This window comes from Gordonia alkanivorans NBRC 16433, from assembly GCF_000225505.1.
Lineage (GTDB): Bacteria > Actinomycetota > Actinomycetes > Mycobacteriales > Mycobacteriaceae > Gordonia > Gordonia alkanivorans.
In genome coordinates this window covers 15,033-27,508 of the sequence record NZ_BACI01000040.1, presented here as the reverse complement: position 1 = coordinate 27,508, position 12,476 = coordinate 15,033, and the positions used below count along the sequence as shown (strand labels likewise).

The 12,476-nt window shown below is 68.9% G+C and carries 8 protein-coding genes; all 8 read left to right on the top strand.

Annotated elements, in window-relative coordinates:
- The first annotated feature begins 317 nt into the window (after positions 1 to 317).
- Positions 318 to 776: an OsmC family protein gene (locus GOALK_RS06095; RefSeq protein ID WP_035754092.1), complete on the top strand. Its 459-nt coding sequence runs from the start codon at positions 318 to 320 to the stop codon at positions 774 to 776.
- Positions 777 to 780: 4 nt separating this feature from the next.
- On the top strand, positions 781 to 1,062 hold the full coding sequence (locus tag GOALK_RS06090; protein WP_006357925.1) for an acylphosphatase: 282 nt from the start codon (positions 781 to 783) through the stop codon (positions 1,060 to 1,062).
- 58 nt (positions 1,063 to 1,120) lie between these two features.
- Positions 1,121 to 4,729: a chromosome segregation protein SMC gene (gene smc / locus GOALK_RS06085; RefSeq protein WP_006357924.1), complete on the top strand. Its 3,609-nt coding sequence runs from the start codon at positions 1,121 to 1,123 to the stop codon at positions 4,727 to 4,729.
- Positions 4,726 to 6,273 (top strand): signal recognition particle-docking protein FtsY, encoded by a 1,548-nt coding sequence (gene ftsY, locus GOALK_RS06080; RefSeq protein WP_006357923.1) that lies wholly within the window; start codon positions 4,726 to 4,728, stop codon positions 6,271 to 6,273. The genes smc and ftsY overlap by 4 nt, the downstream gene beginning before the upstream one ends.
- Positions 6,274 to 6,483: 210 nt before the next feature.
- Entirely contained in the window at positions 6,484 to 7,833 is a 1,350-nt protein-coding gene (locus GOALK_RS06075) for an ammonium transporter (RefSeq protein ID WP_006357922.1), read from the top strand.
- Between the two features lie 50 nt (positions 7,834 to 7,883).
- On the top strand, positions 7,884 to 8,222 hold the full coding sequence (locus GOALK_RS06070; RefSeq protein ID WP_005198965.1) for a P-II family nitrogen regulator: 339 nt from the start codon (positions 7,884 to 7,886) through the stop codon (positions 8,220 to 8,222).
- Positions 8,223 to 8,337: 115 nt separating this feature from the next.
- On the top strand, positions 8,338 to 10,878 hold the full coding sequence (locus GOALK_RS06065; protein WP_075862614.1) for a [protein-PII] uridylyltransferase: 2,541 nt from the start codon (positions 8,338 to 8,340) through the stop codon (positions 10,876 to 10,878).
- 38 nt (positions 10,879 to 10,916) lie between these two features.
- Complete coding sequence (gene ffh / locus GOALK_RS06060) at positions 10,917 to 12,476, top strand: signal recognition particle protein (protein ID WP_006357920.1); 1,560 nt, start codon at positions 10,917 to 10,919, stop codon at positions 12,474 to 12,476.

Genomic DNA, 12,476 nt, shown 5'->3' with positions numbered 1-12,476 from the left:
AGAGTGACGAGCCGCAGCTCCTCGTGTTCGTGCAATCACGATCACCAACCTCGGTGCCTGTCGTGTCCGGCGTCGCCAGGAACCCGAGCCCGGGTTGGCGGGTCGATGGACGGTCCGCAGTCACCGATGCTGCAGGGCGCCCACATCGGGGTCACCGGCCGGCGGGTCACGGTAGTGTGTCCCGTTCTGCGAACCATGCCGAAGGCGGTAGCGACGGTCTCCTACTCGTGCCTGCAGGGAATCTTCCATGATCCACGGCTCTTACAATGGTCAGCGGTGTCAGCGCCGCCCCGCCGCCTGAGAGGACTCATCCCAGCATGACGATCGAACAGAACACCGCCGCCCCGGCCGCGACCGCGGAGCCCGCGCACACCGACCTCTGGGTCGAGCGCACCGGGACCCGGCTCTACACGGGGCGCAGTTCACGGGGTGCCGAGGTGAAAATCGGTTCGCAGGACGTCGACGGGGTCTTCACCCCGGGCGAACTGCTCAAGATCGCGCTCGCGGCGTGCACCGGCATGTCGTCGGACCGTCCGCTTTCGCGCCGCCTCGGCGACGACTACGACGCGACGATCCGCGTCAGCGGTGACGCCGACCGTGAGAACGAGGTGTACCCGCGGATCTCCGAGATCCTCGAGGTCGACCTCTCCGAACTCGACCCCGATGCCGCGCAGCGCCTGCTCGTCGTCGTCGAGCGCGCCATCGACGCGGTGTGCACGGTCGGCCGCACCATCAAGGCCGGCGCCGAGGTCGACCTGAAGATCGAGACGGACTGACACCATGACGACCGACCGGGTCCGACTGTCGGCGTTCGTGCACGGCCACGTCCAGGGTGTGGGCTTCCGATGGTGGACGCGGTCGCGGGCCCTAGAACTCGGTCTGGTCGGCTACGCGTCCAATCAGGCCGACGGACGGGTGCACGTCGTGGCCGAGGGGCCCCGCGACACAGTGGCGGCGTTGCTCGACGCGCTCCGGTCCGGAGAGACCCCGGGCCGGGTGGATCTGGTCGTCGACAGTCTCGAGTCGGCACGCGGAGACCTGACCGGCTTCCTCGAACGGTGAGCGCTGAACGGTGAGCGTTGCCCGAAACGCATCGCGATGGTGAGTACTCTGTACCGTCGTGCACCTCAAAAGCCTGACCCTGAAGGGCTTCAAGTCGTTCGCCTCGGCGACGACCCTGCGCTTCGAGCCGGGTATCACGTGCGTCGTCGGTCCCAACGGCTCGGGTAAGTCCAACGTCGTCGACGCCCTGACCTGGGTCATGGGCGAACAAGGCGCCAAGGCGCTGCGCGGCGGGAAGATGCAGGACGTGATCTTCGCCGGCACCTCCGGACGTCCGCCGCTGGGACGTGCGGAGGTCACGCTCACCATCGACAACGCCGACGGTGCGCTGCCCATCGAATACTCCGAGGTCTCGATCACCCGCCGCATGTTCCGCGACGGCGCCGGCGAGTACGAGATCAACGGCAGCACCTGCCGCCTCATGGACGTGCAGGAACTGCTCTCCGACTCCGGTATCGGCCGCGAGATGCACGTCATCGTCGGCCAGGGCCGCCTGTCGGCGATCCTGGAGTCGCGTCCCGAGGACCGTCGCGCGTTCATCGAGGAGGCCGCAGGCGTCCTCAAACACCGCAAACGCAAGGAAAAAGCGGTCCGCAAGCTCGACGCGATGCAGGCCAACCTGGCGCGCCTCACCGACCTCACCGCCGAGCTACGGCGTCAGCTCAAGCCGCTCGGCCGACAGGCCGAGGTCGCCCGCCGGGCGCAGACCGTGCAGGCCGATCTCCGCGACGCCCGGCTGCGCCTCGCCGCCGACGACCTGGTGATCCGCCGAGCCGAGATGGCCGAACACGCCGCCGTCGAGGACGAGGTCCGGCGCCGCCAGGACGAGGTGGCCGAGCAACTCGACGAGGCCAACGCGCAGGTCACCGAACACGAACAGCATCTCGCCGAGGTCACCCCGGCCGCCGCGGCGGCGAGCCGCGCCTGGTTCCGGCTGTCGGCGCTGGCCGAACGCGTCGACGCGACCCGCCGGGTCGCCGCCGAACGCAGCCGCTACCTCAGCGAGACCGCCACCGAGGCCACCGGACCCGATCCCGAGGAACTCGAGGAACAGGCCCTCGAAGCCGCCGAACTCGAGGCCGAACTGACCGAGGGCGTCGAGATCGCCGCCGAACAGCTCGAGACGGCACGCGAGGTGCTCCGCGAGCGCGAATCGATCGCCGAGGCCGCGGAAGCGGCACACCTGGCCGCCGTCCAGGCCATCGCCGACCGTCGGGAGGGTCTGGCCCGTCTGGAGGGCCAGGTCGACAACCTGCGGACGCGGTCGGAATCGGTCGACGCCGAGGCCGACCGCTTGACCGCTGCCATCGCCCACGCCACCGAGCGTGCGGAAAATGCTGCCTCACAACAAGATTCGGCGGCCAGTGAACTCGCGCAGCTGGAATCCTCCGAGCAGGCCCTCGACGAACACCACGAACGGTGCGTCGCCGCGCTGAACCTGTCCAACGAACGCGTCGCGACCCTGCAGGCCGAGCACCGCGAAGCCGAGCAGTCCATCGCCTCGCTGTCGGCGCGCGTGGAAGCCCTCGCCATGGGTCTCGAGCGCAACGACGGCGGTGCCTGGCTGCTCGACAACGCGCCCGACGGGTTACTCGGACCGATGTCGGAACTGCTCACCGTCGAGCCCGGTTTCGAGACCGCGATCGCCGGCGCCCTCGGCCCCGCGGTCGACGGCATCGTCACCGTTGACGGCATGGCGGCCATCCGTGCGCTCGAGGCCCTCAAATCCGGCGACGGGGGACGGGCCGCGCTGATCTGCGGTGGCCTCACCGAATCCGTCCGACCACGAGACGTCGCACTGCCCGACGGTGTGCGGTGGGCGGCTTCGGCGGTGACCTGCGGGCCGGAGATCCGCAACGCGATCGACACCGTCCTCGCCGACACCGTCGTCGTCGACGATCCGGCCCAGGGACTCGAGATCGCCCGTCGCCACGGCGTGCGCGTGGTCACCCACGCCGGCGACCGCATCGGCCCCGCGTCGATCGAGGGTGGCTCGTCGCGTCGCCCGTCGACGCTCGAGGTGCAGTCGGCCATCGACGCCGCGACCGAGGAACTCGCCGCCACCCGCCGCCGCGTCGAAGAGCTGGAGGCGGCACTCGACGGTGCTCTCACCGAACAGCGCGAACGCCGCGAAGCGGCGGAGGAAGCGCTCGCCGCGCTGCACGAATCGGATTCCAGTGTCGGCGCCGCCTATGAGCAGATGGCCCGGCTCGGCCACGAGATCCGCACCGCCCGTGCGGAGGCCGATCGCTTCACGCGTCAACGCAACCTCTTGGAAAAGGGTCGCGCCGAGACCCTGGAATCCCTGCACGAACTCGAGGAACGGTTGCGGCTGGCCCGCGACGAGTCGGATTCCGGACCGGAGATGGCGGCCGACGACTCCGAGCGGTCCACGGCCGCGGCAGCGGTCGGGATCGCCCGCGGCACCGAGATGGAGGCCCGTCTGGCACTGCGCACCGCCGAGGAACGTCTCGCCTCGGTGCGTGGGAAGGCCGACTCGTTGCGTCGAGCCGCCCAGCGTGAGCGGGAAGCACGGGAACGGGCGCGTCGTCAGGACGAGATCCGCCGGCAGGCCGCGGGTGTCGCGGCGGCGGTCGAGCGGGCCGGTGCCCGGGTCGCCGAACGTCTCGCGGCGGCGGTCGCGTCGGCGCAGGCGGGTCGCGACGAACTCGAGGAGATCCGGATCGCGCGGTCGGCGACTCTCGACGAGCTGCGCGTGCGGGCCGGTGAACTGACCACCACGCTGAACTCGTTGCGCGACACCGTGCATCGCGACGAGGTGGCCCGCGCCCAGGTGGCACTGCGCATCGAGCAGCTCGAGGAGCAGATCCTCGAGACGTTCGCGATGTCACCCGACGACCTGATCGCCGAATACGGTCCCGACGTACCGATGCCGCCCTCGGCACTGGAGATGCAGGAGTACGAGGAGGCCAAGGCGCGCGGCGACCAGGTGGTGGCCCCGGCGCCGATGCCGTACGACCGCGCCACCCAGGAGGCGCGCGCGAAGAAGGCGCAGAAGGACCTCAACACCCTCGGCCGGGTCAACCCGCTCGCGCTCGAGGAGTTCGCGGCGCTGGAGGAGCGCTACAACTTCCTGTCCTCGCAGCTCGAGGACATCAAGGCCGCCCGCAAGGACCTGCTCGACGTCATCGAGGAGGTGGACGCCCGCATCCTGCAGGTGTTCACCGAGGCCTACGCCGATGTCGAGCGAGAGTTCGGCCAGGTCTTCCAGACGCTGTTCCCCGGCGGTGAGGGCCGCCTGGTGCTGACCGAGCCCAACGACATGCTCACCACCGGCATCGAGGTGGAGGCCCGGCCGCCGGGTAAGAAGGTGAAGAGGCTGTCGCTGCTGTCGGGCGGGGAGAAGTCCCTGACCGCGGTCGCGATGCTCGTGGCGATCTTCCGCGCCCGCCCGTCGCCGTTCTACGTCATGGACGAGGTCGAGGCGGCGCTCGACGACACCAACCTGCGCCGACTCATCAAGCTGTTCGAGCAGCTGCGGGAGAAATCGCAGCTGATCGTCATCACACATCAGAAGCCCACGATGCAGATCGCCGACGCCCTCTACGGCGTCAGCATGCGCGGGGACGGCATCACGACCGTCATCTCGCAGCGCATGCGCGGCGTGAACATGCCCGTGGCTCAACAGGAGGACACCAGCCAGTGAACACCGGAATCATCATCGGGATCGTCATCGCGGTGGTCGTCATCGCCGCGCTGATCGTGCTCGGACTGGTGCTGGCGCGTCGTCGTCGCATCTCGCTGTCCGACACGACGACGCAGCCGGAGATCGTCGACGGCACCACCCGTCAGGTCGACCGGTCCGGGGGATACCAGGCGGGGTCGGGCTTCAGCTTCAGTCGCGGTGACACGGCTCTGGCCGAACCGCCGGCCCGCAAGCCGGAACCACCGCGTGAGCCGGAACCGCAGCCCAAGCCGGAAGCGCCGGTCCAGCCGGTGGCGGAGCGCACCGACGTCGACGGCCAGCCAGCGATCGGCGACGACGCCGCGGTGCCGCGTGACTCCCATCGCCGCGGGATCACCGAGGTGTCCCTCCCGGACGTGATCGAACCGGCCGAGGCAGAACCGGAAGCCGCCCAACCGGAGACGACCCAACCGGAGACGACCGAGCCGGAGACGACCGAGCCGGAGGCGCTGGCCGCAGAACCCGAGACGGCGGCGCCGGAGGCAGCCCAGGCCCCGGCGGTCGAAGAGCCGGTGGTCGAGGAGCCGGTGGTCGAGACTCCCGACGACGCGTCGGGCGCGGTGGCGGCACCGCCGCGCGAGGAGATCGCGCCGACTGCGGGGCGTCTGGGCAAGCTGCGCGGACGGCTGTCGCGGTCGCAGGGTGCGATCGGCAAGAGCGTGCTCGGTCTGCTCGGCGCGGGTGACCTCGACGAGGACAGCTGGGAGGAGATCGAGGACACCCTGCTGATGGCCGACCTCGGTACGGCCACCACCATGACCGTCGTCGAGAACCTCCGTACGGAACTGGCCGCCAACCCGGTGAAGAACGCGGGGGAGGCGCGGGCTCTCCTGAAACGGGTGCTCGTCGAGCAGCTCGATCCGACCCTGGACCGGTCGATCCGCGCGCTGCCGCATGCGGGGCGTCCGGCCGTCGTGCTGGTGGTCGGGGTCAACGGCACCGGAAAGACCACGACCACCGGCAAGCTGGCCCGTGTTCTCGTCGCCGACGGGCGTCGCGTACTGCTGGGGGCCGCCGACACCTTCCGTGCGGCCGCCGCCGATCAGCTGCAGACCTGGGGTGAGCGGGTCGGAGCGGAGATCGTGCGCGGCAAGGAGCAGGCCGATCCGGCCGCCGTGGCATTCGACGCGGTCGACCGCGGGATCGCCACGGGTGTCGACGTCGTCATGATCGACACCGCGGGCCGACTGCACACCAAGACCGGCCTGATGGACGAGCTGGGCAAGGTCAAGCGAGTGGTGGAGAAGAAGGCGCCCGTCGACGAGGTGCTGCTCGTGCTCGACGCCACCGTCGGCCAGAACGGTCTGATGCAGGCGCGGGTGTTCGCCGAGGTCGTCGACATCACCGGCGTGGTGCTGACCAAGCTCGACGGCACGGCCAAGGGCGGCATCGTCTTCCATGTCCAGAAGGAGCTCGGGGTGCCGGTGAAACTGGTGGGTCTGGGCGAGGGCGCGGACGATCTGGCACCGTTCGAGCCGGAGGCGTTCGTCGACGCACTGCTGTGAAGTCGATTCACGATCGGCAAACCGGGGCGCAGTAGTGCCGGGATGAAACTGAGACAGGCCTCAGAGGCAACCTCGTATTTTACCTGAGCGAAATATAAATCGTTCATCGGGTTACGTGCCCGAAACGTCAAGGCACCACTGCCGAAACCGAGTGCCGACAAAGTCTTGGGAGGCGCCGAGCCGTCGGCGCATCCTGAGGAGGTTTTCACAGTGGTTTTGGCTCAGTTGCCAAACGAATCGTTTGGCCCGATCGACACGGGCAACACGGCATTCATGCTTGTGTCGGCCGCGCTTGTGTTGCTGATGGCCCCAGGTCTCGCGTTCTTCTACGGGGGGTTGGCGCGCGGCAAGTCCGTCCTGAACATGATGATGATGTCGTTCGGTGCGTTGGCGTCGATCAGCGTCGTCTACGTCCTGTGGGGCTTCTCGATGTCGTTCAGCGACGGCATCACCGGTGAGAGCGATATTCTCGGTCTCTTCGCCAACCCGTTCGCGCTGTTCGGCTCAGATCAGCTCATGAGCACGATCGGCGAGGGAGACACCGAGCAGTACGTCACTGCCGGACTGTCGGTGCCCGCCGTCATCTTCATGGGATTCCAGCTGACCTTCGCGGTCATCACCGTCGCCCTCATCTCCGGTGCGCTCGCCGAGCGCGTCAAGTTCTCGACCTGGATGGTCTTCACCGTCATCTGGTCGACGATCGTCTACTTCCCGCTGTCCCACATGGTGTGGGGCGGACTCGTCGGTGGTGGCGGACTCCTCGGCGCCGGCGAGGACAGCATCGCGGCGAAACTGTTCGGAACCACCGACGGTGAGGCGAATGTCGCACCGATCGACTTCGCGGGTGGCACCGTCGTGCACATCAACGCCGGTATCGCGGCGCTGGTGCTGGTCCTCATCATCGGCAAGCGAGTCGGCTTCGGTCGCACCGCCTACCGCCCGCACAACATCCCGTTCGTGATGCTCGGCGCGGCACTCCTGTGGTTCGGCTGGTTCGGTTTCAACGTCGGGTCCGAGCTGGGTGCCGACCTTCTCGCCGGCCAGGTGTGGGTCAACACGACCGCAGCGACCGCCGCCGCGATCATCGGCTGGCTCGCAGTCGAACTCATCCGCGACAAGCACGCCACCAGCGTCGGCGCCGCGTCGGGCATCGTGGCCGGCCTGGTCGCGATCACCCCGGCCTGTGGTGCGCTGACCCCGGTCGGCTCGCTGATCCTGGGTGTCATCGCCGGTGCTCTGGCTGCCCTCGCCATCGGCATGAAGAACAAGTTCGGCTACGACGACTCGCTCGACGTCGTCGGCGTCCACCTGGTCGCCGGCCTGTGGGGCACCCTCGCCATCGGTCTCCTGGGCAAGGACGTCGGTCTCCTCTGGGGTGGCGATTACAAGCAGCTCGTGGTGCAGGCGGTCATCGCCTTCTTCGCGCTGGCCTTCACCGCTGTGCTCACCGCGATCATCGCCTTCGCCCTCAAGCCGCTCGGCTGGCGTGTCAGCGATGAGGACGAGAAGAGCGGCATCGACGAGGCAGAACACGCCGAGACTGCCTACGAGCTGGCATGACGCTCACGCCAAATCGCTACTACGCTGACACCCGTGGAGAGGGATAACAAATGAAGCTGATCACTGCAATCGTCAAGCCGTTCACGCTCGAGGACGTCAAAGCCGGCCTGGAGCAGGCGGGAATCCTGGGTATGACCGTCAGCGAGGTCCAGGGTTACGGACGCCAGAAGGGCCACACCGAGGTCTACCGCGGCGCCGAGTACTCGGTCGACTTCGTGCCGAAGGTCCGCGTCGAGGTCGTCGTCGACGACTCGGCCGTGGACAAGGTCGTCGACGTGATTGTCGAGGCCGCCCGTACCGGCAAGATCGGTGACGGCAAGGTGTGGGTCTCGCCGGTCGAGTCGGTGGTGCGCGTCCGCACCGGCGAGCGCGGCGGCGACGCTCTGTAAGTGAGCTCGTGCCCTTTCTGAACCCCAGCGCGGCCCCGCGTCCGACGACGAGTCGGGCGCGGGGCCGCACCGTTCAACCCCCGAGACCGAGGAGCCTCCCGTAGCCGCCACCGACCTGGCCAAGACCCGCCGGCAGCTCACCGAGTCGAGCCGGAACGGGAAACTCGACGCACCGGCGCTCCGCCAGGTGCTCGTCGACCTGCACGAGTTCTGGCTCACCAGCAAGGGCGCCGAGCTCGGCATCAAGTCCCACAGCGGATTCGCGATCGTCGCGGTCGGCGGTCTGGGACGCGGCGAACTGCTGCCGTACTCCGACCTCGACCTGATCCTGCTGCACGACGACATGCCCGTCGAGCGGGTGTCCGAGGTCGCCGACGGGCTCTGGTATCCGTTGTGGGACGCCAACATTCCCCTTGACCACAGCGTCCGGACCGTGCCGCAGGCGCTGCAGGTCGCAGGCGAGGACGTGACCGCCGCCCTCGGCCTGCTCGAGGCCCGCCACATCGCAGGCGACGAGGACCTGTCGAGCCTGCTGATCGGTGGCGTACGCCAGCAGTGGCGCAACGACATCCGTAATCGTTTCCCCGACGTGGTCGCCCATGCGCAGGATCGCTGGCGTCGTGCCGGCGACATCGCGCACCGCGCGGAACCCGACCTGAAGAACGGTCGAGGAGGGCTGCGCGACGTCCAGCTCCTCGGTGCCCTGGCGATCGCCCAGCTCACCGACGGAATGGCGAATCTGCGGCCGGATTCCCCCGGCGCCGGACCGCAGGTCGCGTACGAGCGTCTCCTCGACATCCGGACCGAGCTGCACCGCATAGCTGGTCGCCCGCGCGAGCAGGTCCGCGCCCAGGACGCCGACGAGATCGGTGCCGCGCTGCGGATCGGGGACCGGTTCGACCTGGCGCGCGTCATCAGCGACTCCGCCCGAACCATCAGCTATTCCATCGACGTCGGTCTGCGGACCGCGGGGAATGCTCTCCCGCGTCGCGGGCTGGCCAAGCTGCGCCGTTCACCGCTGCGTCGGCCGCTCGACGAGGGCGTGGTCGAGCACAACGGTGAGATCGTGTTGGCGCGCAACGCGATTCCGAGCAAGGACCCCGGACTCATCCTCCGGGTGGCCGCCGCGTCGGCGCGGACGGGTCTGCCGATCAGCGCATCGACCCTGAGCCGACTGGCCGACTACGCACCGGAACTGCGGGAGCCGTGGCCGGTCGAGGCGTTGAGCGACCTGCTGGTCCTGCTCAGCTCGGGTCACCACATGGTCGACCCGATCGAGGCGCTCGACCGCACCGGACTGTGGGGCAGACTGCTCCCGGAATGGGGTGCGGTTCGCGACCTCCCGCCGCGCGACGCGATCCACACCTGGACAGTCGACCGTCACCTCGTGGAGACGGCGGCATATGCGAGTTCGATGACGACGCGGGTCTCGCGGCCCGATCTCCTCGTTCTCGGCGCGCTCATCCACGACCTCGGGAAGGGGCGCGGCGCCGACCACAGCATCGTCGGCGCCGAGCTCGCCGTCCAGATCGGCAATCGCTTCGGCCTGTGGCCGCAGGATGTGACGATCCTGTCCGACATGGTGCGGCACCACCTGCTGCTGCCGCAGGTCGCGACGCGCCGCGACCTCGACGACCCGGCCACCGCCGAATTCGTCGCCACCACCCTGGGTCACAACCGGGTGCTGCTGGAACTCCTTGCGGCACTGGCCGAAGCGGATTCGCTGGCAACGGGTCCCGGCGTGTGGGGAGAATGGAAGGCCTCACTCATCGGCGAGCTCGTCCGGCGGTCCATGCGCCACATCGACGGCATCCCGCCCGCGGTGCCCGAGCCGCTCACCCCCGAGCAGTTGGCGATCGCCGCCGAGGGGGACTACGCGGTCCGGCTCGTCCGCGCCGACGGTCAGCACACCTACGACGTCACGATGGTGGCACCGGACCAGCCCGGTCTGCTGTCGAAGATGGCCGGGGTGCTCGCGCTCGGCGGTCTGCGCTCGCACAAGGCCTGCGCCCAGAGCGTCGACGGCAAGGCGATCAACTCCTTCATCGTCGTGCCGATGTTCGGCAGTCCGCCCGACGCGGGTCTGCTCCGCCAGCAGCTCATCGCCGCGGTGAACGGCAAGCTCGACGTCCTCGCGCGTCTCGACGCGCGCGAGCGGGATTCGCCGATACCCACGATCGCCTCGGTCAGCACTCTCCCTGGGACGATGGTGAGCCTCGGGGCGAGTGCCGGCAGCACCGATCCCGACGTCGACGGGGCGGGTCACCCGAAGAACGCCGTGCCCGCACTGTTCGCGGTCGCGCCGCCGCGGGTGACCTGGCTCGATGCCCCGGAGCCCGACGCCGCCGAGGGTGCGGTGCTGCTCGAGGTCCGGTCCGACGACCGGATCGGGTTGCTGAGCCGAGTGAGTTCGGTGCTGGAGAAGTTCGGTGCCGACATCCGGTGGGCGAAGGTCTCGACCCTGGGTGCGACCGTCGTCGACATCTTCAGCCTGCGGTTGGCCCCGAATGCCGAAACCGCCGACACCGAGCAGTTGCGTGCGACGATCACCGACGCGATCATCGCGGTGTGCCCGCCGCCGCAGCCCAAGCGTGACGAGGAGGACGGCCCGCAGACGCCCGGCGGGACGGGACGGTCCGGAGTGCCGATCTCCTAAATGGAATGACCGGGGAACCACATGGAAGGATGGGACCCATGTTCGATTCCCTCTCCGACCGGTTGACCGGTGCCCTGAAGGACCTCCGCGGCAAGGGGCGGCTCTCCGATGCCGACATCGACCGCACCTGCCGCGAGATCCGGCTCGCCCTGCTCGAGGCCGACGTCTCGCTGCCGGTGGTGCGCGCCTTCATCGCGCGGATCAAGGAACGGGCGAAGGGTGCGGAGGTCTCCGCGGCGCTGAACCCGGCCCAGACGGTCGTCAAGATCGTCAACGAGGAACTCATCGGCATCCTCGGCGGCGAGACCCGCCGGGTGCGGTTCGCGAAGAACCCGCCCACGGTCATCATGTTGGCCGGTCTGCAGGGCGCCGGTAAGACGACCCTCGCCGGCAAGCTGGGCAACTGGCTCAAGCAGCAGGGACACACGCCGCTGCTGGTGGCCTGTGACCTCCAGCGTCCGGGCGCGGTCTCGCAGCTGCAGATCGTCGGCGAGCGTGCGGGCGTGCCGGTCTTCGCGCCGCACCCCGGCACGGGCGTCGGCGGCGAGGGAACACTCGGCGTCACCTCCGGCGACCCGGTCTCGGTCGCCCGAGCCGGTGTCGAGGAGGCGAAGGCCAAGCACTACGACGTCGTCGTCATCGACACCGCGGGCCGCCTCGGTATCGACGCCGAGCTTATGAAGCAGGCCTCCGACATCCGCGACGCCACCACGCCCGACGAAGTGCTGTTCGTCGTCGACGCGATGATCGGTCAGGACGCGGTCACCACCGCCGAGGCCTTCGCCGACGGCGTCGGTTTCACCGGTGTCGTGCTGACCAAACTCGACGGCGACGCCCGCGGCGGTGCCGCCCTGTCGGTACGCGAGGTCACCGGTCAGCCGATCATGTTCGCGTCCTCCGGCGAGAAGCTCGAGGACTTCGACGTTTTCCACCCCGACCGCATGGCCAGCCGGATCCTCGGCATGGGCGACGTGCTCAGCCTCATCGAGCAGGCCGAGCAGCACTGGGACGCCGAGCAGGCCGAGGCCGCCGCGGCCAAGATCACGCAGGGTGAGCTGACCCTCGAGGACTTCCTCGAACAGATGCTGATGATCCGCAAGATGGGACCCATCGGCAACATCCTGGGCATGCTCCCCGGCGCGGGCCAGATGAAGGACGCGCTGTCGCAGGTCGACGACAAGCAGCTCGACCGGGTCCAGGCGATCATCCGCGGCATGACCCCCGCCGAGCGGGACAACCCGAAGATCATCAACGCCTCGCGCCGCCTGCGTATCGCCAACGGTTCGGGCGTGACCGTCAGTGAGGTCAACCAGCTCGTCGACCGCTTTTTCGAGGCCCGCAAGATGATGGCCCAGATGTCGGGGCGCATGGGCATGGGCGGGATGAACCGGAAGTCCAACCGCAAGGGCAAGAAGGGGAAGAAGGGCAAGGGACGCGGTCCCACGCCGCCGAAGGTGCGCGGTGGCTTCCCGGGGATGCCGGGTGGTATGCCCGCCGGCTTCCCGGACCTGTCCAACATGCCCGCCGGACTCGACCAGCTGCCGCCGGGCCTCGAGGGCATCGACGTCTCCCAGTTCCAGCCCAAGAAGAAGAAGTAG